The organism is Crossiella sp. CA198, assembly GCF_052078295.1.
Taxonomy (GTDB): domain Bacteria; phylum Actinomycetota; class Actinomycetes; order Mycobacteriales; family Pseudonocardiaceae; genus Crossiella.
Window position 1 is genome coordinate 44,210 of the sequence record NZ_JBQJIM010000020.1, and the last position, 21,272, is coordinate 65,481.

A 21,272-nucleotide genomic window follows, 5' to 3' on the forward strand; every position below is an offset into this window, starting at 1 on the left:
GTGTGAGCGCCCCGATGGCCAGGGTCGATCTCGCCGCGATCACCGCGCTGCTGGACGACTACGGCCTGCCGGGCGCCACCCGGCCAAGGCTGGTCCGCTCGCACACCAACGACGTGTTCCTGCTGACCCACCAAGGGCAGCGGTATGTGATCAAGGTGTACGGGGCGAGCTGGCGCACCGCGCCGGAGGTCGCCTGGGAGGCCGCGCTGCTGGCGCACCTGGCCGACCGGGGCGCCGCGGTGTCCCGGCCAGTGCCACGCCTGGATGGCGCGCCCTGCGGGATGATCAGCACCGCGGCCGGGCCGCGCTGTGTGCTGCTCACCGAGTATGTGCCCGGTGAGCAGCCGCGACGGCCGTTCACCTCGACCAACTACCGGGATTTCGGGCGGGCGCTGGCCTGGCTGCACGAGGCCACCGCCGGATTCGACCGGACCGAGGGCGCCCGCCCGTACGACCTGCGCCGCACCCTGGAGGAGCCGGTCGCGCTGATCCGCGGCCACCGCCCGCGGCGCGCGGACAAGACGCTGCTCTCCCAGGTCACGGCCGCCTGCCGGAACCGGCTGTCCGAGCTGGCGGGACAGGGCCTGGACTTCGGCATCTGCCACGGCGATGTCAGCATCGACAACGTGGTGGTGGACCAGGACGGCCGGTTCGCCTTCTACGACTTCGACCTGGCCGCCCCCGGCTGGCGGGCCTGGGACCACGTCCGGCTGTACCGCTTCGACCGGTCCAGCCGCAGCGACCTGTGGGACTACTTCCACCAGGGCTACGACGAGGTCCGCCACCTCACCCCCGCCGACCTGGCCGCACTGCCCTACCTGGACCTGGTCGAGCAACTCTGGTCCACCGCACTGGAACTGACCCGGCGGGTGCTGCCCACCGGCCCGCGCGCCACCGCCGCCTACCTCGACGAGCGGCTCACCCAGCTCCGCCGCTCCTGGGACACCCTGCGCTGAGCGTGCGTGCGCACACAACCACTCTGACCTGCTGGTTCACCCCATGAGGGCCTGTGGTGCCGCTGGGGCACAGGCGATGCTGAAAGCACGTCACCTACAACGAGGGAGTAGGCATGCGCGCCAGCATCGGGGATCAGCTCACCGTGCACGGCCGGATTGTCGGCACCAGCAACCGGGTCCTGGAAGTAGTCGAGGTGCTCGGCGCTGACGGCACCCCGCCCTACCGCGTCCGTGCCGAGGACGGCCACGAGTCGATCATGATGCCCGGCCCGGACTGCGTAGTGCGGCCGCGCACCGAGCAGTGAGTCCGCGGCCGGCCGCTGTCCCGTAGCTGCCAACCCCCTGTCCCCGCGCCGCCGTCCCGGGAATGCTCCCGGCGGTGCGGCGGCAGACTGCCCGCACTGAAGTCGATACGGATTCGATGTGGATCGCATGGTGCCCCGTGTCATCGGGTGCCTACAGTCCGTCACGTCGGCCGAGGCTTGATGCGGGAGGGGTGGCGCGGAGGTGAGCGGAACAACGCTCCGGGTCCGGTCCCCGCGGGGGGTGGCGACCGGAGTGCCGTTGACCAGCGGACCGGTGACGCTCGGGCGGGGCTCGCCCGGACCTGAGCCGGACCCCGCGCGGCCGCGGATCCTGGAGACGGTGACCCGGATCGGCTACCGCCCGCGGGTCTCGCCGGACCGGGGCGCGGACTGATGGGCCTGCTCGCGCCCGGCGACGTGGTCGGCGACCGCCTGGTGGTGCAGCGGCCGCTGGGTCAGGGCGCCTACGCCGAGGTGTACCGGGTGTGGCACGAGGTGCTCGGGCGGCAGGCGATGAAGGTGTTCAAACACCTCGCCTCGGACGCGGAGACCCGCAAGCTGCTCGGCGAGGCCCAGCTGCTGTCCCGGCTGGGGCACCCCAACATCGTGCGGGTCTTCGACGCGGGCATGATCCGCACCGCCGAGGGCGTGCGCGGCTACTTCACCATGGAGTACCTGCCTGGCGGCAGCCTGCACCGGCTGCTCGGCGAGTACACCAACGGCGTGGTTCCGCTCGACGTCGCGGTGGACGTGATCGAGCAGATGACCGCGGGCATGGTGGCCGCGCACCAGCAGGAACCCCCTGTCCTGCACCGGGATCTGACCCTGGCCAACGCGCTGATCGGCTTCGACAGCCGGGGCGGGCGGCGGGTGCTGCTCAGCGATTTCGGCCTGTCCAAGCACGCCGATCCGGTCACCCAGCTGGCCAGCGCGCAGGGCACCTTCGCCTTCATGGCCCCGGAGGTGCAGCGGCTGCTGGGTTACTCGCGGGCCAGTGACGTGTGGTCGCTGGGCACCATCGCCTACGTCCTGCTCACCCACCACTTCCCCTACTCCGACGGCGGCAGGCTGGACTCCTTCTCACTGTCCCGTTTCGACCGCCCGGCCCGCCCGCCGAGCCACTTCAACGACACCGTCGACCCCGAACTGGACCGCATCGTGCTGGCCACCCTGGAACTCGACCCGCGACGACGGATCGGCGACGCGATGGAACTCGCCGACCGCCTGCGTGCCCGGCACGCCCCGGCCACCCCACCTCGCCGACCCGAACCCCCGCCGCGACCATCGGAGTGCGACCACGGCCCCGGACACACCGCCGCGCAGGCCGAGGCGAGCAGGGCGCTCGCGCTGGCCCGGCGGCCCGGTGGACTGGCCGAGGCGGCGGACGCACTGGACCGGGCGGTGCGCCGCTGCCCGTGCGCGCGCGGACGGCACGGCCACCGGGTCGAGCTGTGGCGGCGGGGGGTGATGATGTGAGCGCCCCCGACCGCGCGGGCAGCGCGAGCAGGCGGCTGCTGGCCGCGGCCGGACCCGAGCTGTACCTGCGCAACCCGTTCCGGGTCACCGGCCTGCCCACCGACGCCGCGGCCAAGGTGCTGCGGCAACGGCGACAGCTGCTCCAGCTCCGGCCGGACGGAGCTGTCGACGCCCGGCTGCCGCTGCCGGAAACCGCTACGCCACAACAGGTCAAGGCCGCTTTCGACCTCCTGGAACAGCCGGAGCAGCGGTTGATCGCCGAGCTGTTCTGGTGGTGGGGCGAACCGGGGGAGTGCGGCTGCCCGGCGCGGACGCACCAGGCGCACGACGACGCGATCCGCGCGCACGCCGAGATCCTGGACCTGGAGGCGGCGCTGGCGGTGCGCGGCGAGGACCGGGTGGACCGGTGGACCGACGCCGCCGACGCCTGGCTGGACGCGGTGGAACAGGACGCGTTCTGGCGGCACCTCGCCCACCGGATGCGGGCCCTGCGCGACCGGCGGCTTGACGAGTCCACTGTGGACGGTCTGCGGGCGGTGATCGGGCAGGCGTTGCTGGAACCGCAGGTGTCCTTGGCGCGTAACAGGCAGGAGCCGGTGCTGATGGAGTTGCTAGAGGTGTGGGATCTGGACGGGGACCTGGTCTATGACGCCAGGCTGCGCGCGGCCGAACCGGTGCTGGCCCGGACCAAGGCGCTGACCGGTGAGCTGAGCGAGCACCTGGACCGCGGGCACAGCGGTGTGGTGGCCGATCGGGCGCTCAACGAACTGGTGCCTGCGGTGGACCTGCTGGAACGCGCGTTGCCCGCCGACCGGTTCCGGCGGGCGGCCCGGGTGCGCGACCAGGCCGCGGTGGTGCTCAACAACAGCGCGCTCGCCCTGGACGGCAGGCAGCACCACTGGCAGGCCAAGCAGCTGCTGGCACACGCGGGCAGGCTAGCCGCCGACCCGGACACCCGGCGCCGCATCGAGGAGAACCAGCAGAGCACGGTCACCGAGTCACTGCACCGGCAGATCGAGGCGGTGTTCACCCTGGTCAAGGTGGGCAACCACCTCGGGGCGGTCAGGCGGTTGCGGGAGCTGCGGGCGAAGGCGGTGGCCCCCGGGGACATCGCGCTGCTGGAGAGCCTGCTCGCCCAGCTCGGGCACTCCAGGTCCACTGCCCGCCCGGCGCCGGGCCACCGGTCGCCGTCACGGTCCGCCGGGTGGCTGGCCCAGGCGGCCGTGTGCCTCTGGTTCGTCGCCGGGCTGACCTGGGTCGGGGTCGCCCTGGGCCTGGCTTCCCGGGACCTCGGCATCGCGACCTCGCTGGCCTCGGTGCTGCCGGTGACCATGGTGCAGGCCGACTGGTTCCAGCACGGGCCGATGGCCAGCTGGAGCCGGGGCGGCGCCGTGGTGACCGGGCTGATCCCGGTGGTGGTGGTCCTCGCGGTGCTGTGGGGTGGCCAGGGGCCGGTGATGTTGCTGACCGCGCTGGGCGCGTTCCTGCTCGCGCTGGTGGCGACCGTGCCGCTGGGGCAGATAGTGCTGTCGGTGATGGACCGATGACCGGCCTGGACCGGGCCGGGACCGCGGCCGCCCGGCTGCACGCGGTGGCCCGCGCCGACCTCTACCGGCAGAACCCCTTCCGCCGCACCGGCGTGCCGACCGACGCGCCAGGACGGCTGCTGCGGCAGCGGCGGCAGCAAGCCCTCACCGCGGCGCCGGATCCGTTGCTGCGGGCCGCCTTCGACCTACTGGAACAGACCGAGCAGCGCCTGGTCGCCGAGTTGTTCTGGCACTGGGGCGAGCCGGGGGACTGCGGTTGCCCGGCCGAGCTGCATCAGCTGCACGACGCGGCGATCCGGGCTCACGCGGAGATCCTGGACCTCGAAGAGCAGCACGCGGTGCGTGGGCCGGACCGGGCGCGCCGGTGGACCGAGGTCGCGCGGGCCTGGGCGGAGGCCTTGGCGCACCAGGACTTCTGGGGGCACGTCGGACACCGGGTGCGGGCGTTGCGGGACCGGCGACTTGATGAGTCCACTGTGGACGGTTTGCGGGATGGGTTCGCCGCCGCGCTGCTCGGGCCGCAGGTCGCCCTCGCCGCCGCGAACCGGGACGCCGAGCTGATCGCGCTGCTGGAGGTCTGGGCGGTCGAACCGGAACTGGCTGACCAGGCCCGGGTGCTGGCGGCCGAGGCCGAGCTGGCCCGAGGAGAGACGCTGCACGAAGAGCTGGGCGCGTTGCAGCGCGCCGAGGAACCGGCGGAGGCCGGGCGGCGGGCCCTGACCGAGCTGATCCCGTTGCTGGACTGGCTGGACATCGCGTTGCCGCGGCACCGGTTCTGGCGGGCGGACCGGTTCCGGGACTCGGTCGCGGTGCTGCTCAACAACTGCGCGATGGCCGAGGGCGTCGAACTGGCCCAGGCCGGGGAGTTGCTGGCCGAGGCCCTGGAAGTGGCCGTGGACAAGGACACCAGGACCACTATCGAGCAGAACCGGGCCAACCTGGCCGAGACCGGAGTGCTCCGGCAGGTGCACACCCTGCTCAACGCCAACCGCTACGCCGACGCCGTGCGCGAACTGCTCCAGCTCCGCGCGGTGACCACCGAACCCGCTGACCGCGCGGCGATCGAGGGGCTGCTGGACGAGGTCAACCGGGTCTTCCTGTCCACCAACGGACCCAACGACGAATCGGCCAGGGCCGGGGTCCAGTCGGTCAGCGCGCTGATCCTGTTGTTCCTGGCCCTGATCCCCACCGTGGCCTACCTGATCCTGCCCGCAGGCCGCGAGGTCGGACCGGTGGTGTTCCTGCCGACCGTGCTGCTCGCCCCGGTGCTGATGACCGTGGTGCACACCCGCTGGTTCCTCGGCGGCCCAGTGCAATGGCAGATCGGCTGGGGCTGCCTGGTCAACTTCCTCGCGCTGGCCGCCCTGGTGCTGGTGGCGATCTTCATCGACTGGGGCGCGGTGCTGGTCGCCTGCGTCGTGTTCACCATCATCGGCACACCGGCCAGGGCGGCCGGCCGGTTCCTGGCCAGGGTGATCCGGCGATGAGCGCCGACAACCACAGTGAAGGAGTCAGCATGAGGTGGCGCCGGTTCCGCGCCGGGCTGCGGCAACACCGCCAGCACCGGCCGTTCCGCATAGCCGAACCCGCCTGGGACGCCGCCGACCGGACCCGGCTGACCGAGCTGGCCGCGGAACTGACCGCCGTGCTCACCCAGCCGCCGCCGCGACAGCGACCACCGCTGGCCGAGCGGGACCTGGCGGTGGCCGCCACCCACCTGTGGAAGGCCCGGCGCAAGATCTACCGGTCCGAGGCGGACACCTCGCGGGAGGGCCGCCAGATCGCCCGTTACCTGCGCACCATCCAGGAATCCCTGGACGCGGCCGGCGTGCGGATCCAGGACCACACCGGCGCCGCCTACAACGCCGGATTGGGCCTGGAGGTGCTCGCCTACGAGGAGGACCCGGCGGTCAGCGGCGAGATGGTGACCGAGACCGTCCGGCCCTCGGTCTATGTCAACGGACAACGGATCCAGATGGGGCAGGTCCTGGTCGGCTTTCCCCCAGCGGACAGCTCAGGGGAGAGCGATCATGAGTGACACCATTGATTTCGGCATCGACCTCGGCACCACCAACAGCGCGATGGCGGTCTTCGCCGACGGCGAGGTGACCGTGGTCAAGAACAACGACGGCTGGGACTACACGCCCTCGGCGGTGTGGATGAACCGGTCCGGCGCGGTGTGGGTGGGCAGGCGGGCCAAGGAACGCCTGCTGCACACCAAGGACTGGGCCAACGTGCACCAGGAGTTCAAACAGGAGATGGGCCTGGCCGGGACCAGCCGGGAGTTCCCGGCGGCCGGGGTCAGCCTCACCCCGCCCGAACTCTCCGCCAAGGTGCTGCGCTCGCTGCGCACCGACGCCGAGCACCAGTTCGGTTCGCCCCCGGCGGCCGCGGTGATCACCGTGCCCGCCGCGTTCCGGTTGCACCAGAACGAGGCCACCAGCGCGGCCGCGGCACTGGCCGGGTTCGGCGCCTGCCCGCTGGTGCAGGAACCGACCGCGGCCGCCTTTGCCTACGGCTTCCAGAACGCGGGCGAGGACGCCTACTGGATGGTCTTCGACTTCGGCGGCGGCACCTTCGACGCCGCCGTGGTCAGCACCTACGAAGGCGAACTGCGGGTGCTCGACCACGCGGGCGATCCGCACCTGGGCGGCAAGCTCATCGACTGGGCCATCGTGGACCAGGTGCTCGCCCCCGCCGCCGCCCGCGAGTTCCGGCTGAAGGCATTCACCAGGGACAACAATGCCTGGCTGGGCAACTTCGCCAAGCTCAAGCACGTGGCCGAGGAAGCCAAGATCGCGTTGTCCCGCACCGAAACCGCCACCCTGGACGTCGACCTGGAACTGGCTGACGGCAGCGAGGAGAACTTCGAGTTCACCCTGCGCCGGGACGAGGTCGACCGGATCGCCGAGCCCTACTACGTCAACGCGATCAACCTGTGCCGCGGCGCGCTGAGCAAGGCCAACCTGGACACCGACGACATCGACCGGCTGCTGCTGGTCGGCGGCGCGACCCTGGCGCCCGGCCTGCGGGCCAGGCTGGCCGATCCGGAACTGGGCCTGGGCATCGAACTCGACCACAGCCAGGACCCCACCACCGTGGTCGCGCGCGGGGCCGCGGTCTTCGCCAGCACGGTCGCGGCGGAGCGGGCGCCCGCGGTGCCGGTGGCCGGGCAGTTCACCCTGGACGCGGACTACCCGCGCACCACCGGCCTCACCGAGGTCGCCGTGGCCGGACGGTTCCTCGCACCCTCCACAATGGACTGGACGGGCTATGAGGCAGTGCTGGACAACCCTGCCGGGCAACCGCCGTTCCGCACCCCGAACCTGACCCTGGACAGCGACGGCGGCTTCCTCACCGAGGTCGTGCTCGGCGAGCAGACCACCTCCACCTTCACCGTCTCGCTGATCAACCCGGCAGGCCACCGGGAAACGGTGGCGCCGAAGGAGATCAGCATCCGGCACTGGCTCAACGAGCCCGGCGGCACCGTGCTCACCAACTCCCTCGGCCTCGGCCAGGCCGACGGGACCTTCCACGCCATGCTGGTCAAGGGCGCCCGGCTGCCCGCGGTCGCGCACGAGACCTTCCAGACCACGGTGGCGTTGCGCCGCACCGACGCCGAGGCGCTCATCCGGATCCCGATCGTGGAGGGCGAACGCGGCCGCGCGGACCGGAACATGCGGGTCGGGATGATCGAGATCCGGCCCCGGGACGTGCGACTGGACCTGCCCATGGGCACCGATGTGGAGATCACCTTCGAGGTCGACGAGAACCGCAGGGTCGGTGTGATCGCCGAGGTTCCCCTGGTGGACGAGCAGTTCGAGGCGCAGATCGACCTGTCCTCGGTGCGCGCGCCCGAGGTGGCCGAACTGGAACGCGCGCAGGCCGAGGTGGAGACCCGGCTGGCCGAACTGCGGGCCGACGCCGACCGCGCGGGCTCCTCCGCCGCGCGCACCCGGTTGACCGAACTGGAGCAGGGACAGCAGCTGGAGCTGGCCAGGGGCGAGGTCCGGGCCGCGCACACCAGCGCGGGCAGTGCCGCGGCCGCCGATCAGAAACTGCGTGAGATCCAGGCGGTGCTCGACGAGGTGGAGACCGACGTCCGGCTGCCCGCCCTCCTGGCCGAGCTGACCACCGCGATCAGCGCGCTGCGCGAGATGGTCCGCCAGCTCGGCGACGCCGAGGACCGCGCCGAACTGGCCGAGATCGAACGCCGCGCGGAAATCGCCCGCAGGGACGGCGCTCCGGCCGCGGTCGAGGAACTGCTGACCCGCCTGGGCGACCTGGAGATCCTGCTGCTGCGCCGGGACGGCACCCTGGACATCCAGGTGTTCCACTACTTCCGGCAGAACGCGCACCAACTCACCTCCCGGCCCAGGGCGCGGGAACTGATCAGGGAAGGCGAGCAGGCCATCGCCCGCAACGACCTCGGCGCGCTGCCCGGGGTCAACCAGCGCCTGCGCGGGCTGATGCCTGCCACCATGGCCGACCCGCGCGGCGGCGTGCAGAGCCGCAACGGCCTGGGCGGCAAGCGATGACCGCCGCGCTGACCGAACTGACCGCCGCCCTGGCCGCCGCCGAAGCCGCCGCGCTGGCCCGCGCCGGCCAGCATGGCGAGGCGCTGAAAGTGCTTGCCGCGCAAGCGGATGACCAGCCGGTGGTGCTGGATCTACAGGCGCGGGTGCACGCCCAGCTCGGCGACCTGGCCGCCGCGGACCGGGCCTGGAAACGGGTCCTGGACCTGCGGCCCGAGGATCCGGCGGCACTGGCCGGGTGCGCGTTGATCGCGGAGATCACCGAGGGCAGGCGGCGACGGAAACCGGTGCCGGTGCTCGCGCTGGGTGGAGCGGCGGCGGTGCTGGTCCTCGCCGCGGCGGTGGTGCTGCCGATCGGCTTGTCCGGCCAGGCCGAGGTGACGCCGATGGCGACCGCCACGTCCAGTCCGCCGGTCACCTCTGGCGTGGTGAGGCCCTCCGCCGCCGGTGATCCCCGGCTGGCCGCGCGGCTCGGCGAGCTGGCCGAAACCCTTGCCGCGCCCGGGATCCAGGTGCGCCGGGCCGAGCGGGAACTGCGGATCGTGTTCGAGGACGGGTTGTTCCAGCCGGGCGGCAACCGGTTCACCGCCGCCGGTCGCCGGGCCCTGGCCGAGTGGGCGCAGCGATTGCGGGGCGCGGCGGTGCGGGTCACCGTGCTGGGTCACGGGGTCGCGTTGCCCGGCGGACCGGCCAGTGGTGGGTCCACGGTGGCGCTGGGCCGGGCGAGCGCGGCAGCCGCGGTGCTGGCCGGGCCGGGACTGCCGTTGAGCGCCATCACCGTGGCTACCGCCGAACAGGCCGAGGCCCCGTTCCGCGGCCCGGACGCGGCGGCCCGCAACCGGACCGCGGTGGTGCTCGTCGCGCCCGGCTGAGTCAGCGGGCCAGGTCCAGCACCAGCGTGGCCACCGCCAGGGCCAGGAAGGCCAGTGGCGCGGCGATGTTGTGGAACACCCTGGCCCGCAGGTGCACCAGGCAGGCGCCCAGGAAGAACAGCGTCAGCCCGATCGCCGCGGCCAGGCCGAGCCCGCGGACACCGAGCAGGCCGAGCACGAGTCCGCCCGCGCCCGCTGCCTTGAGCACGCCCAGGGGCAGGATCCAGGAGCCGGGCAGGTTCAGTTCGCTGGAATTGGCCCGCACGAACTTGGCTCCGGCGAAGTCGGCGATGGCGGCGGCGGTGTTGACCAGGATGGTGGCCAGGGCGAGCAGCAGGTAGGCGGTGGACATACCTCCAGGTTCCCGGCGAGTCCGGGTGCGCGTCCAATACCCACGTCCATAACCTGATGGCATGGACGTGGACCTGCGGTTGCTGCGCTACTTCGCCGCTGTGGCCGAGCACGGCACGCTCAGCCGCGCGGCCGAGCGGCTGTACGTGTCCCAGCCCGCGCTGACCAAGCAGATCCGGCGGCTGGAGGACCAGCTCGGGCTCGCGCTGTTCATCCGGTCCCGGGCCGGGATGGCGCTCACCGAGGCGGGCCAGGCCCTGGCCGACCGGGTGCCCGGCCTGCTCGCCGGGTGGGACGAGGTGCTGCGCGAGACCAGGGACGTGGCGGGCAGGGCGGCCAGGGTGTTGCGGGTGGGGTTCATCGCCAGCGCGGCCAATGAGGCCACGCCGCGGATCATCGCCGGGTTCAGCGCGGTACGGCCGGGCTGGCGGGTGGACATGCGGCAGGCATCCTGGTCCAACCCGACCGCGGGACTGGCCACCGGCGAGGTGGACATCGCCTTGCTGCGCCTGCCTTTTCCCGGTCAGGAGGCGTTCAGGGTGGCCGAGCTGTGCACCGAACCACGCTGGATCGCCCTGGCCGCGACCCATCCACTGGCGGACCGGGCGGAGATCGACTTCCGTGAGCTGTGGGACGAGCCGTTCGTGGCCGCCCCCGCCGAAACCGGCTGGTGGCGCGACTACTGGCTGGCCACCGGGGAACGCGAGGGCCACCCGGTGCGGATCGGCGCGGTCACCGACCTGGCCGACGACTGGCTCAGCGCGATCGCCAACGGCTACGGCATCGCCCTGGCCCCCGAATCCAGTGCGCGGTTCTACGCCCGGCCCGGCGTGGTCTACCGGCCGGTCACCGGGGTGAGCCCCAGCGTGGTCGGCGTCGCGTGGACCGCCGCGGCCGAGGCGAACCCGGTCGTGCGGGACTTCCTGCGCTGCACCCTGGAAGCTCAGAACTCATAGGCCCCAACGTCATACGGCAGGGTGCGAGACTGCCGGCCGGCGTCGATCGTCGGCGCGTCCAGCGGGGTGCCCGCGTCGATCGCCGGACTGCCCGGCTTCAGGCGCACGTCGTGCGTGGCGTGGTCGACGAAGTAGCTGTCGTAGGCCGTGCCGACGGTGATGTTGTTGCTCTGCCTGGTGTTCACCGCCGCGCCGATGTTGAGCTTGTGTACCAGGTTGTTGCGGATCACGTTGCGCTCGGCCGGATTCCCGCCCTTCTCCGGCATGATCCGCAACTCACTGGCATTGCCCAGCGGACCGGGCACGACGGTGTTGTTGACGATCCGGCTGTCGTCGATCCCATACAGGGCAAGGGCCAGACCGACCTCGACCAGGACCACGTTGTTCTCGACGGTCCAGTTCCGGTACGGGCCGTCGAAGCAGCCGATGCCCTGGGTGGTGTACTTCCCGTTGTACTGGAACGGGATCCGGGTGTACCTGGCGCCCTGGCGGCTGAGAAAGACGTTGCCGCGCAACACCACATCGGCGATCTCGGTGAAGCTGCCATCCCCACGATAGCTCTGGAACATGTCCCGGTGCGGCGGATCGTCCTCCATCCCTGGCGGCACCACCGCGTAACTGTTCACCGCCCGGTTGTACTCGACCACGCACCCGCTCACCTTGCAGCGGAAGGCATCCTCCCAGAAGTGCTCGACCCGGTTGCCGCGCACCACCGTCCCGGTCCCGCCCGCCCCCGCCTTGGAGGTCCGCTCCACCATGACTCCATTGCGGACATTGCGGATCCGGTTGTCCAGCACCAGATTCCGCGCCCCCGCGACCAGCACCGCGGTGCCACTGCGGTCGACCCAGTCGTTGTTGCCCCACTCCGCGGCCACGGCGTCCGGGGCCGCGCGCAGCTGGGAGTCGCGCAGGGTGTTGCCGGTGGCGCCACTGTCGAACTGGACCAGGGTGCCGGTGCCCAACGCGCCACCCGCCTCCGCGGGCGACACCAGCACCCCCGACACCGTCCACCCGGTGGCGCCCGGCTGGAACCGCAGGCCGCGCAGCCGCGGGGTGTGTCCCGCCTGCGCCCGGATGGTGCGGCTGCCCGTGGCAACGCCGCCGTGGACGACCGGGTTGCCGTGGTTTCCGGTGCGCAGGTACAGGATGTCGCCCGCGGCGAACGCGCGTCCCGAGGCGAGGACCTCCTCCAGGGTGCGCCAGGGCTCGGCGGAGGTGCCGGGGTTGGCGGGGGAGCCGTGTACTGGGTCGAGGTAGAAGCTGGCGGGCCCGGCTTGGGCGGGCGGCGCGGTCACGGCCAGCAGCAGGGTGGTTCCGGCGCAGCACGCGCGGAGTCGCACGGCCATGGGGCCTCCTTCACGCTGGGCGGAGTGGGAGGCTACCGGTTCAGCGGGTGGCGGGGCAGAGCTGAGTGGAGATCACTTCGGTGACGATGCCCAGCGGCGAACCAGTGGGGTGCTCGGCCCAGTCGCCGTTGACGTTGGTCGACACCACCCGCGAGCCGTCCCGGCTGCCGTAGGTGTAGGACCAGGACCCGAAGATCGCGCCGCCCATGCCCCACACCGTGCCGCCGGGCAGCCGGATCGAGGAGATGCCGAGGCCGTACTCGGCGTCCGGGATCCAGTTCGGCGCGGCCACCGTGTCGAACATTTCCCGTTGCCGGTCAAGGGGAAGCAGCTGACCGGCGAGCAGCGCGCCGAAGAACCGGGCCAGGTCGCCCGCACTGGAGATCATGTCCCCACTGGCCCAGAACGGGGTGTGTCCGAGGTCGGTGGCGTCGTGGATCGGCGCGGCCGGATCGGTCTGGAACAGCTTGGTGTAGTGCCGCGAATGCGGTCCCCGGATGGTCTCGTCCTCGGGTCCTGGCTGGTAGGTGGCGGTGAGTCCGTGCGGTTCGGTGATGCGCTTGCTGAGCTGCCCGGCCAGGGTGTCCCCGGTGACGGCCTCGATCACGAGTCCGGCGAGCACGTAGTTGGTGTTGCAGTAACCCCAGCCCGTGCCCGGGGCGAAGTTCGGTTCGTGGGCCATCGCGACCGCGACGAGTTCCGTTGGGGTGTAACGATCCTTGCTGCTCAGCGCGGCCTGGTCGTCGGTGTGGCTGAACAAACCGCTGGTGTGGTTGAGCAACTGGCGCAGCGTGATCGCGGATCCGTTGCGCACCAGTCCTGGCAGCCAGTGCTCGACGGTGTCCTCCAGGGTGAGCAGGTTCTCCGCGGCGAGTTGCAGCAGCACGGTGGCGACGAAGGTCTTGGTGGTGCTGCCGATGCGGAAGCGGTGCGTTGGTAAGCGCTTACCGCCAGTGCTGGTATCGGCGGTGCCCGCGGTGGCGAACTGGCTGCCGTCGGCGGAGTGGGATTCGGCCAGGATGCCGGGCACTCCGCCCTCGGTGACGGCGCGGTCCAGGACCGGTTGGAGCTGCATGGGTTCCTCTCGGGTTCAGGCGGTGTGGCGACTGAGCTGCTCGGTCAGTCCGGCGCGGTCGATCCCGGCCAGCGCGAGCGCCCTGGGCACGGTGCCGACCTCGGCGAGCAGCACGCCGAGCGTGATGTGCGCGGGCCGCAGGTCCTTCTTGCGACTGACCCTGGCGAAACCCCGTTCCAGGGCGAGTTTCGCGGTGGCGCCGACCTTGGTCGGCCGGTCCGGGCTCGGGGTGGACCGCAGGTCGAAGGCGGCGCGGTCCACCCCGGCGGCGGCCAGGCTGTGCGCGAACTCGGTGTCCAGGGCGGCCCGGATCGCGGCCCGGTCCAGGCCGGCGGCGGCGAGCACCGGATCGGGTTCGGCGGCGATGGCCAGCAACAGGTGCTGGGCCTCGATGGTGCTGCCCGCCTCGGCCTGGGCCTCCTCGGCGCCGCGCAGGATGATCCGTTGCAGGTAGTGGTCGATGGCGCTCATGATCAGCGTCTCCTCAGCGTGACCCCGGCGGCGATGAGCCGCTGGGCGTGTTTCTTGTGCACGGCCTGCCGGGTGATGCCGAGGGCCTCGGCGACCTGGGGCCAGCCCCAGCCCGCCCGCATGGCCTCCTCGACCGCGGCGTCCTCCAGCTGGTCGGCCAGTCGGCGCAAGGCCACCACGGCCGCCAGTCGGTCGGCGGGCTCGGCGGAGGCCGGGAGCGGGGCATCGGACATATAAGCAACCGTAGTTGACTAATCCGAACTTAGTCAACCCGAGTTGCTTACGCCGAGTTGGCTGCTGCACACTCCCGCACCACTTGGCCCAACTGGTACGCCGACTTGGCCAAAATCGGCGTACCAGTTGGCCCAACTGGGCGGGAACCACGGGAACGCCGAACCGGGCGTAGCCGAGGCAGCGGCTACGCCCGGTTCCTGACTGACCCCGATTCCGGGCAGGGTCAGGCGGTGGTTACCTCGGGCCCCAGAGCACGTTGCGCATGGTCGGGAGTTCGCGGCGCAGGCCGAGGTCGCCGATGCAGACGATGTTGTGCCCGCAGTCGATCTCGACCATCCAGCTGTTGTGGATGCCGTTGGCCAGCAGGTGCTGGTGGAACTCATAGGTCAGCCGGTGCGCCTGAGCCTCAAGCAGGTCGTCGTGCCGGGTGCCCGCGTAGAGCACGGTGTGGATGTCGCGCAGCCCGCCGACCCGGTGCCAGGGGTTGTTGAAGTTCCAGGACGGGTCGAACGGGCCGCCGAACGGGCCGTCGGCGGGCAGACCCATCGAGGGCATGGGCACGGTGACCGCGGCCCGCATCCGCGGGTCTTCCAGGTTGTAGCCGCCGGAGAAGCCGACCACCATGCGGAACAGCCCCGGGCGGTGCACGGCGTGCCGGATCGCGGTGAAGGCGCCCATGGAGAAGCCCGCGATGGCGCGGCCCTCGCGTTCCCGGATGGTGCGCAGGTTGCGGTCGATGAACGGGATCAGCTGGTCCAGGTGGAAGGTGTCCCACTGCTGGACGCCCGCGGACTGGTTGACCCAGTTGGTCGCCCAGCCCCCGCGGCCCGCCTCGGCGGTGACCACGATGAACGGGAATCCGGCGGTGATCGCCTCGACGTTGGCCTCGCGGTGCCAGTTGCCGGGGCCCTGGGCACGGCCGTGGTAGAGGTAGAGCACCGGGTAGGCCAGGTTGGGGTTGTGGCCCTCGGGCAGGGTCACGATGATGTCGTGCGACTGGCGGAAGTGCGTGGTGTTCTTGTCCACCGCGCCGGTGTTGATGCTGACCACGGTGGAGCGGTCGGTGGTGTGCGCGACGTTGAGCACGTCGATGCCGTCACCCGAGGTGAACCACGGGCGCCAGAGCTGGCTCGCGTTGGCTGGCGCGCCGGCCAGGGTCGCCACCAGTGCGACCACCACCAGCAGGACGGACTTGCGTAGGCGGGACATGCGTTTTTCTCCCCTTGGGTTGAAACAGGGGGACAGCACACCAGTGCGAGTGCGGGAAAACATCGGTAGGAGTGCCGATATCACCCGGTTCAGGCGGGCGGTCACTCAGTCGCGGCGCTGGAAACCCAGAGCGACTTCCACCCGGGTGGCATACCCGAGCTTGGCGAGCACCCGGGACACGTGCGAGTGAACCGTGCGCACCGAAACGACCAGTCGGTCGGCGACCTCGCGGTTGCTGCGGCCCTCGGCGAGCAGTTCGGCCACCCGGTACTCGGCCTCGGTGAGCGCCGCCCAGCCGTGTTTGGGCCTGCGCCGGGGCCCGGTCGCGCCGCGCCGGACGCCGTGCGCGCGCAACGCGGCGGTGGCCCGGTCGATATCGCCGGTGGCGGCCAGCCCGGTGTAGTGGCTGATGGCCTGCTGGTAGGCGGCGCGGGCGGCCTCGGGTTCGCCGGAGGCGGCCAGCACCCTGGCCGCGTCCTCGCCCGCGCGGGCGGCCGCGATGGGCGAGCCGTGCTCGGCGAACTCCTTGGCCGCGGCCAGCAACAGGTCCACATCGCCGTCGACCATGCCCTGGCAGTACAGCAGCGCGCCGCGCTGGCCGACCGAGTCGTCGCTGGTCCAGCGGTGCATGGTGGCCACCATCCTGGCCGCCAGTGCCTTGTCCCCGGCGTTGACCGCGATCCGCACCACCCTGGCGCCGACCCCGGTGACCGAGTGCCCGTGGTGCACCCCCGCTCCGCCGTCGGCCAGGGTGCGCACCAGCTCCAGGGCCAGCGCGGAATCGCCTTCCAGGTCGGCGAGCATGGCGCGGGCGGTGAGCACGTTGTGCTCGTAGAAGGCGGCCACGCCACGGCAGGCGGTGGCTTCGGCCCGGCGGACGTGCTCGCGGGCGGCCGGCAGGTTGCCGCGGTGCATGGCCATGATCGCGGCCAGTCCGTGCAGTGGCCGGGCCATGCCGTAGGCGTCGCCCGGCGGTGCCAGGGCCTTGTCGACCTCGGCCACGGCCTCGTCCCAGTGGCCGCGGTTGAACGCGGCCAGCGCCCACGCGGTGCGCTGCCAGGCCAGGTAACCGGCGCCCAGGGTGGCGGCCACCGGACGGGCGGCGGCCAGGGTTTTCAGCGCTTCCGGGTCCTGCCGCAGGTCTTCCGCGGTGCCCCGGATCAGCCTGCCGAGCAGCCATTGCGCCGGGTCGAGCACCTCGATGTCCAGGTTGGCCTCGGCCTGTTCGAGGAGTTCGAGGGCGCCGGCCAGGTCGCGGCCGAGCAGTTTGCCGATGGCGTTGAGGTTGAGCAGCGCGACCGCGACGACCGGGTGGTCGGCGGCGGTGGCCTCGGCGTGCCCGGCCGCGGCGATCGCGCCCGCCAGGTCGCCGGCGAGCAGGCAGCCGAACGCCTCGATCGCGGCGAGGGGTCCGTCCCGGCGTTCGGGGCCGAGTGCGGCGAGCACCGCGTCCGGGTCGAGCCGGGCCAGGCCGACCCTGGCCAGGGTGGTCCGCAACCGTTGGCGCAGCGGCAAAGCGACCCGGGTGGCGAGTCCGGCGGCGGCGACCCGGCCTGCCCGCTCCAGGTGTCCGGACCACAGCAGCGCCTCGGCCAGCGCGGCGCGCAGCGGGTGCAGTTTGGCCGCGCCGGGTGGCAGCCAGTGCACGGCCTGGGTGAGCAGTTCGACCGCGGCCGGGGTGGGCGCGGCGGCGAGCCGGTCGGCGTGCCGGACCAGCCAGGACACCGTCCAGGCGGTCACCGGCAGCCCGGCGAGCTGCTCGGCCACCGCGGTCGGCGCGCTGCCCCGGCGAGCCAGTGCCCTGGCGACCTGGCCGCGCATGCCGACCGAGGTGCTGGCCAGGTCGGCGCGGACCAGCGGATAGCGCAGCCAGACCTGGCCGGCGCGTTCCCGGACCAGGCCGAGCGCGGTCAGCCTGCCCAGTCCGGCCAGCACTTCGGCGGCGGTCAGCGCGCTCACCGCGCCCAGTTCGTCCACTGTGGCCGGTTCGGCCAGCAGTGCGGCGCAGCGCAGCAGGGTGGCGTCCGGTCCGGCCAGTTCGGTGGCCCAGGCGGCGACCCGCTCCGCCCGGTCCGGACTGTCTACTGTGGACAGTAGTAGCGGGTTGCCGCCCGCGGCCTCGGTCAGCGGCGACTCGCCCGCGATGGCCCGGACCGCGTCCCTGGACAACGGTTCCAGGTCGTGCACCAGGGCGATCCGGTCCAGGGCGGCGAAGCGGGCCGGGGTGTGGCCGCGGTGGCGGCCGGTGATGACGCGCAGTTCGCGGTCGGCGAGTTCGTGCAGGGCGAGCAGGGTGGCGTCATCGGCCCGGTGCAGGTCGTCGACCACGATCACGGCGAGTTGTGGCCAGTCGGGCAGGCCGGCGGAGAGGGTGGTCAGGCCGGTGGGCAGCACCGGGATCCGGCGCACCGGCAGGCCCTCGGCGCGGGCCGCGGCCAGGGCGGCTTCCAGGAGGGTGCTGACGCCGAGCCCGGGATCGGCCCGCACCATCACCAGGCCACTCCGCGTCCCGGCTAGTAGGCGGAGCGACTCGTCCCGACCGTAGATCCGCACAGCGTGGTCCCCCTCGCGCGGGATCCTATCGAGTGCCCGGACCTGGGGTGGTGATCAATTGAACTCTCGATAGTCGTCCCCGGCCGGGGCGCAGCCGCAGCCACCACCGCCGCAGCCGTCACCGTCGCCGCCACCTCCGCCGTCGCCGCCACTGTCCAGGCCGCCCAGGTCGAACACCGGCTGCCGGGCTGGAGCCTGTTCCCGCTCCGGGCGGTCCGGTTCGCCGCCGCTGCCGGACAGGTCCGCGGCGAGGGTCTGCTCGCCGGGGTCGGCGGGCACGGTGGGCCACAGGTCCCTGGCGGCGACCAGGGCCACCGGCACGGCCACGTACTCGGCGACCTGCGGCCGCAACCGCTTGGTCAGTCGCCGGTTGCGCCACCAGCGGATCGGGTGGATCCGGGGCAGGGCCCGGCTCCCGGCTGGCAGCTCGGCGGTGGCGGCCCGCCAGTGTCGCCGGGCCCGCCAGGGCCGGTGTCGCGCCAGGGCGAGCAGGCCGAGGTTGAACCGGGCCAGGGCGCGGTACCGGTGCGGTGACTCGATGAGGTCCAGCACCGCGCGGTAGCAGTCGGCGGCCGCCGCGCGTTCCGCGTACTGCTGGCGCAACACCCCCTGGTGCAGCCGGGAGCGGGCCTGGCCGAGCCGGTCGCCGAGGTCGGTGAAGATCGCCAGGGCCTGCTCGTGGCAGTCCAGGGCCTCGCTCGCGTGGGTACGGCCCCACAGGCGGCCGAGGTGTTCCAGCGCGTGTGCCAGCTGGCGTTGTTCGCCGCGGTCCCGGTAGGTGGTGACCGCGGCCTGGAAGTGGGTGATCGCGAGGGCGGTGCGGCTGCTCTCCTGGCTGGTCAGGCTCATCAGCCGGTCCACGGCCTCGTCCGCGCCGCCGGTGTCGCCGAGGATGGTGCACAGGATCTCCGCCGCGCCGTAGCTGTCGGCGGCCAGGTGTGCTTGGCCGCCGAGCCGGTAGGCGTCACCCAGGCTGATCGCCACCCGCGCCGCTACCGACCGGTCGGTAGATCGGCCTGCGGCGGTGGTGGCGAGCAGGTGGGTCTGCACCCAGTCGTCCTGCCTGCCGCGCAGTTCCAGGACGTGCCGCAACGCCAGGGCCAGGGCCACCGTGTCCTCGTCCAGCTCGTGCGCGTGCGCCAGTTCGACGATCGCGGTCAGCACCAGGCGGTGCTCGTCCAGCCAGCGCAGCGCCTGTTCCGGACGGGCCCGCCCGCCGCGCTTGCGGGTGGTGGCGTCGGCGGCCTGTGCGGCGAGCCGGTAGTGCCGGACCAGCCGGGCCACCGCGGCCGTCACCGTGTCCGCGGCGTCCTCGGCGGCCCGGAGTTCGGCGGCGAACTCGCGGAGCAGGTGTGGCAGCCGGAAACCGGTGCCGTCCGGGGTGATCAGGTGCGCCCGCCGCAGCCCGGCCAGCCAGGTCTCGGTCTCGGCGGCGGTGCCAGTGCACAGCACGGCGGCGGCCTCGGGCGCGATCACCGGCCCCGGGTGCAGGCCCAGTACCCGGAACAGCCACTGCTCGGGTTCGGGCAGCCGCTGGTAGGAGTGCCGCAACGCCAGCCGCACGTCGAGTTCGCCAAAGGTGAGCTGCGCCAACCGGTTCTCACTGCTCAGCCGGTCGGCCAGGTCCTGGGCCGGTCGGCCGGGATCGTCGACCAGGATCGCCCCGGCCACCGTGAGCGCCAGCGGGAGCTGCCCGCAGGCCACCGCGATCTCTGCTAGGGCCGCCCGCTCGGCGGCCCGCTTGTCCCCGGGCCGGGCGGCGAGCAGCGTGGCCGCCAGCAACTCAACCGACCGTTCGGTCGGCAGTTCGGTCACCGTGAACTGCCGGGCCCCGGACAGCGTGGCCAGGGTCTGCCTGCTGGTGATCAGGCAGCGATGCCAGCCGTTGCCGAGCACCAGCCCGCGGACCTGCTCGGCCGAGGCCGCGTTGTCCAGCACCACCAGCAACGGTCCGGTCAGCTGGTAGGTGCGGCTGAGGTAGAGGTTCCGGCGGCCGCTCAGACCGGCCGGGATGTCTTGTGGGCTGGTGCCCAGTGCCCGCAGGAACGCGCCGAGCACGGCGTATTCGGTCACCGGGTCGCCCTCGTCGTGACCACGCAGGTCCACGTACAGCGCGCCGCGGAACCCGCCGCCGGCCATCGCCTGGTGCGCCGCCCGCAGCGCCAGCGCCGTCTTGCCCACCCCCGGCGGCCCGGCGAGCACCGCGACCGAGGTCCGGCCCAGCGTCAGCAGCTTGGCCAACTCCGCCAGCTCGGCCGCCCGCCCGGTGAACGGTTCCGGGGCCGCTGGCAGTCCGGCCAGTGCCTCGGGCGCGCGGCCGGGCAGCACCACCTGGTCGATGCGCTGGGCCTGCACGACGATGCCGTGCACGGGCGCGTTGACCTCGTTCCTGGTGTCGGCCACGCCCCTGGTTCTACCGCAGCTCCGGCCGGGGACCCCGGCGCACGGGTAGGTTCGGCGGGTCGTCGGCACACCGGAGGGATCTGATGGCGCTGGAGATCGTCCACCCCGAGGGCCTGGACCGCCCGGAGACCTACTCGCACGTCGTCATCGCCACCGGCACCCGGCTGGTCTTCATCGCCGGTCAGCTCTCCGACGACCCCGAGGGCAACCTGGTCCACCCCGGCGACCTGCTCGCCCAGGCCCGCCAGGTCTTCGCCAACCTGGGCCGCGCGCTGGCCGCGGCGGACGCCCGGCCGGACCAGGTCACCAAGATCACCATCTATGTGGTGGGTCACCGGGCGGAGTACCTGCCAATCATCGAGGCGGCCAGGGCAGAGCTGTTCGGCGCGCACAAACCGGCGGACGTGCTGCTCGGCGTGGCCACCCTGGCCGCACCCGGCTACCTGATCGAGGTCGACGCGATCGCGGTGACCGGGTGAACCGGGCGCACACGGGCCTGGTCTGGGCGGTGGACTCGATGTTCCTGGTCACCGACCGCCCCGACGACCCGCCGGCGGACCTGCTGCCCGCCCTGGACGAATCGCATCTGCGGATCGCGGGCGCGGACACCGGGATCATCGTGGTGCAGTGCGTGGAATCGTTGATCCAGGTGGCGGTGCGGGTGGAGGTGTGGCCGCACGCCCCGGCGGTGACCCCGGCTGATCGGGAGTGGACCGGCCCCGTGTCCCTGGAATTCCGGTCCCGGCAGGGCGTGCTGGCGGTGCGGCAGCACGCGATGCCCGACGCGATCGAGCACATCGAGCTGCCCCAAGGCCCTGGAGCGTACCGGGCCGATTTCTGGCACGCCGGACGCGCGGAGATGGCCGGACAGCAGGCCGACCTGGCGCACCGGCTCAGCCGGCTCGGCCCGGTGGAGTGGGAAGCCCTGGCGGCGCGGCTGGCCGGGTCCGAGGGCTACCTGCTGCGGATCTGGCCGGGCTGAG

Annotated in this window: 20 protein-coding genes; 12 read left to right on the top strand and 8 right to left on the bottom strand. The window is 72.5% G+C overall.

Annotated features, from left to right (window positions below; translation table 11 throughout):
• Positions 1–2: 2 nt before the first annotated feature.
• The 9 genes from ACTOWY_RS30705 (at position 3) to ACTOWY_RS30745 (ending at position 9,691) form a co-directional block, all read left to right on the top strand.
• Positions 3–956: a phosphotransferase enzyme family protein gene (locus ACTOWY_RS30705; protein WP_441313091.1), complete on the top strand. Its 954-nt coding sequence runs from the start codon at positions 3–5 to the stop codon at positions 954–956.
• 113 nt (positions 957–1,069) lie between these two features.
• A complete protein-coding gene (locus ACTOWY_RS30710) occupies positions 1,070–1,261 on the top strand; it encodes a DUF1918 domain-containing protein (protein ID WP_441313092.1) in 192 nt (63 codons plus the stop codon).
• Positions 1,262–1,520: 259 nt separating this feature from the next.
• Positions 1,521–1,655, top strand: coding sequence for a hypothetical protein (locus ACTOWY_RS30715; protein ID WP_441313093.1), 135 nt, complete (start codon positions 1,521–1,523; stop codon positions 1,653–1,655).
• Entirely contained in the window at positions 1,655–2,737 is a 1,083-nt protein-coding gene (locus ACTOWY_RS30720) for a serine/threonine-protein kinase (protein ID WP_441313094.1), read from the top strand. The genes ACTOWY_RS30715 and ACTOWY_RS30720 overlap by 1 nt, the downstream gene beginning before the upstream one ends.
• Complete coding sequence (locus tag ACTOWY_RS30725) at positions 2,734–4,284, top strand: hypothetical protein (protein ID WP_441313095.1); 1,551 nt, start codon at positions 2,734–2,736, stop codon at positions 4,282–4,284. The genes ACTOWY_RS30720 and ACTOWY_RS30725 overlap by 4 nt, the downstream gene beginning before the upstream one ends.
• Positions 4,281–5,771 carry a hypothetical protein gene (locus ACTOWY_RS30730; RefSeq protein WP_441313096.1) on the top strand — a complete coding sequence of 497 codons (1,491 nt, stop codon included), beginning with the start codon at positions 4,281–4,283 and terminating at the stop codon, positions 5,769–5,771. The genes ACTOWY_RS30725 and ACTOWY_RS30730 overlap by 4 nt, the downstream gene beginning before the upstream one ends.
• Before the next feature lie 29 nt (positions 5,772–5,800).
• A complete protein-coding gene (locus tag ACTOWY_RS30735) occupies positions 5,801–6,322 on the top strand; it encodes a hypothetical protein (RefSeq protein ID WP_441313097.1) in 522 nt (173 codons plus the stop codon).
• Positions 6,315–8,822 carry an Hsp70 family protein gene (locus ACTOWY_RS30740; RefSeq protein WP_441313098.1) on the top strand — a complete coding sequence of 836 codons (2,508 nt, stop codon included), beginning with the start codon at positions 6,315–6,317 and terminating at the stop codon, positions 8,820–8,822. Before ACTOWY_RS30735 ends, ACTOWY_RS30740 begins: the two co-directional genes overlap by 8 nt.
• Positions 8,819–9,691, top strand: a complete 873-nt coding sequence (locus ACTOWY_RS30745; protein ID WP_441313099.1) for a hypothetical protein — start codon at positions 8,819–8,821, stop codon at positions 9,689–9,691. The genes ACTOWY_RS30740 and ACTOWY_RS30745 overlap by 4 nt, the downstream gene beginning before the upstream one ends.
• A gap of 1 nt (position 9,692) precedes the next feature.
• Here ACTOWY_RS30745 and ACTOWY_RS30750 read toward each other — a convergent pair whose 3' ends face one another.
• Positions 9,693–10,043 carry a DoxX family protein gene (locus tag ACTOWY_RS30750; RefSeq protein WP_441313100.1) on the bottom strand — a complete coding sequence of 117 codons (351 nt, stop codon included), beginning with the start codon at positions 10,041–10,043 and terminating at the stop codon, positions 9,693–9,695.
• A gap of 61 nt (positions 10,044–10,104) precedes the next feature.
• Here ACTOWY_RS30750 and ACTOWY_RS30755 point away from each other — a divergent pair, with 61 nt between their 5' ends.
• Positions 10,105–10,998 (top strand): LysR family transcriptional regulator, encoded by an 894-nt coding sequence (locus ACTOWY_RS30755; RefSeq protein ID WP_441313101.1) that lies wholly within the window; start codon positions 10,105–10,107, stop codon positions 10,996–10,998.
• Here ACTOWY_RS30755 and ACTOWY_RS30760 read toward each other — a convergent pair.
• From ACTOWY_RS30760 to ACTOWY_RS30790, 7 genes are all read right to left on the bottom strand, one after another.
• Complete coding sequence (locus tag ACTOWY_RS30760) at positions 10,986–12,344, bottom strand: choice-of-anchor Q domain-containing protein (protein WP_441313102.1); 1,359 nt, start codon at positions 12,342–12,344, stop codon at positions 10,986–10,988. The genes ACTOWY_RS30755 and ACTOWY_RS30760 overlap by 13 nt on opposite strands.
• Before the next feature lie 40 nt (positions 12,345–12,384).
• The gene (locus ACTOWY_RS30765; RefSeq protein WP_441313103.1) at positions 12,385–13,419 is read right to left on the bottom strand and encodes a serine hydrolase domain-containing protein; all 1,035 of its coding nucleotides are present in this window, start codon (positions 13,417–13,419) and stop codon (positions 12,385–12,387) included.
• Between the two features lie 15 nt (positions 13,420–13,434).
• Complete coding sequence (locus ACTOWY_RS30770) at positions 13,435–13,890, bottom strand: Clp protease N-terminal domain-containing protein (RefSeq protein ID WP_441313104.1); 456 nt, start codon at positions 13,888–13,890, stop codon at positions 13,435–13,437.
• Positions 13,891–13,892: 2 nt separating this feature from the next.
• Positions 13,893–14,123 (bottom strand): helix-turn-helix domain-containing protein, encoded by a 231-nt coding sequence (locus ACTOWY_RS30775; protein ID WP_441313105.1) that lies wholly within the window; start codon positions 14,121–14,123, stop codon positions 13,893–13,895.
• A 235-nt stretch (positions 14,124–14,358) separates the two neighbouring features.
• A complete protein-coding gene (locus ACTOWY_RS30780; RefSeq protein WP_441313106.1) occupies positions 14,359–15,333 on the bottom strand; it encodes an alpha/beta hydrolase in 975 nt (324 codons plus the stop codon).
• A 105-nt stretch (positions 15,334–15,438) separates the two neighbouring features.
• The gene (locus tag ACTOWY_RS30785) at positions 15,439–17,886 is read right to left on the bottom strand and encodes a LuxR C-terminal-related transcriptional regulator (protein ID WP_441313107.1); all 2,448 of its coding nucleotides are present in this window, start codon (positions 17,884–17,886) and stop codon (positions 15,439–15,441) included.
• Between the two features lie 54 nt (positions 17,887–17,940).
• Positions 17,941–20,289 carry an NB-ARC domain-containing protein gene (locus ACTOWY_RS30790; protein ID WP_441313108.1) on the bottom strand — a complete coding sequence of 783 codons (2,349 nt, stop codon included), beginning with the start codon at positions 20,287–20,289 and terminating at the stop codon, positions 17,941–17,943.
• Between the two features lie 83 nt (positions 20,290–20,372).
• On the opposite strand from ACTOWY_RS30790, the gene ACTOWY_RS30795 reads away from it, so the two are divergent.
• Together ACTOWY_RS30795 and ACTOWY_RS30800 are read left to right on the top strand one after the other, a co-directional pair.
• A complete protein-coding gene (locus ACTOWY_RS30795; protein ID WP_441313109.1) occupies positions 20,373–20,768 on the top strand; it encodes a RidA family protein in 396 nt (131 codons plus the stop codon).
• On the top strand, positions 20,765–21,271 hold the full coding sequence (locus tag ACTOWY_RS30800; RefSeq protein ID WP_441313110.1) for a hypothetical protein: 507 nt from the start codon (positions 20,765–20,767) through the stop codon (positions 21,269–21,271). The genes ACTOWY_RS30795 and ACTOWY_RS30800 overlap by 4 nt, the downstream gene beginning before the upstream one ends.
• Position 21,272: the final 1 nt, after the last annotated feature.

Excerpts from the sequence above, each read along its gene's own strand:
- ACTOWY_RS30795 (WP_441313109.1), top strand. The coding sequence starts at position 20,373 with ATGGCGCTGGAGATCGTCCACCCCGAGGGCCTGGACCGCCCGGAGACC.
- ACTOWY_RS30760 (WP_441313102.1), bottom strand. The coding sequence starts at position 12,344 with ATGGCCGTGCGACTCCGCGCGTGCTGCGCCGGAACCACCCTGCTGCTG.
- ACTOWY_RS30750 (WP_441313100.1), bottom strand. The coding sequence starts at position 10,043 with ATGTCCACCGCCTACCTGCTGCTCGCCCTGGCCACCATCCTGGTCAAC.
- ACTOWY_RS30775 (WP_441313105.1), bottom strand. The coding sequence starts at position 14,123 with ATGTCCGATGCCCCGCTCCCGGCCTCCGCCGAGCCCGCCGACCGACTG.
- ACTOWY_RS30765 (WP_441313103.1), bottom strand. The coding sequence starts at position 13,419 with ATGCAGCTCCAACCGGTCCTGGACCGCGCCGTCACCGAGGGCGGAGTG.
- ACTOWY_RS30780 (WP_441313106.1), bottom strand. The coding sequence starts at position 15,333 with ATGTCCCGCCTACGCAAGTCCGTCCTGCTGGTGGTGGTCGCACTGGTG.
- ACTOWY_RS30735 (WP_441313097.1), top strand. The coding sequence starts at position 5,801 with ATGAGGTGGCGCCGGTTCCGCGCCGGGCTGCGGCAACACCGCCAGCAC.
- ACTOWY_RS30770 (WP_441313104.1), bottom strand. The coding sequence starts at position 13,890 with ATGAGCGCCATCGACCACTACCTGCAACGGATCATCCTGCGCGGCGCC.
- ACTOWY_RS30745 (WP_441313099.1), top strand. The coding sequence starts at position 8,819 with ATGACCGCCGCGCTGACCGAACTGACCGCCGCCCTGGCCGCCGCCGAA.
- ACTOWY_RS30730 (WP_441313096.1), top strand. The coding sequence starts at position 4,281 with ATGACCGGCCTGGACCGGGCCGGGACCGCGGCCGCCCGGCTGCACGCG.
- ACTOWY_RS30720 (WP_441313094.1), top strand. The coding sequence starts at position 1,655 with ATGGGCCTGCTCGCGCCCGGCGACGTGGTCGGCGACCGCCTGGTGGTG.
- ACTOWY_RS30755 (WP_441313101.1), top strand. The coding sequence starts at position 10,105 with ATGGACGTGGACCTGCGGTTGCTGCGCTACTTCGCCGCTGTGGCCGAG.
- ACTOWY_RS30710 (WP_441313092.1), top strand. The coding sequence starts at position 1,070 with ATGCGCGCCAGCATCGGGGATCAGCTCACCGTGCACGGCCGGATTGTC.
- ACTOWY_RS30740 (WP_441313098.1), top strand. The coding sequence starts at position 6,315 with ATGAGTGACACCATTGATTTCGGCATCGACCTCGGCACCACCAACAGC.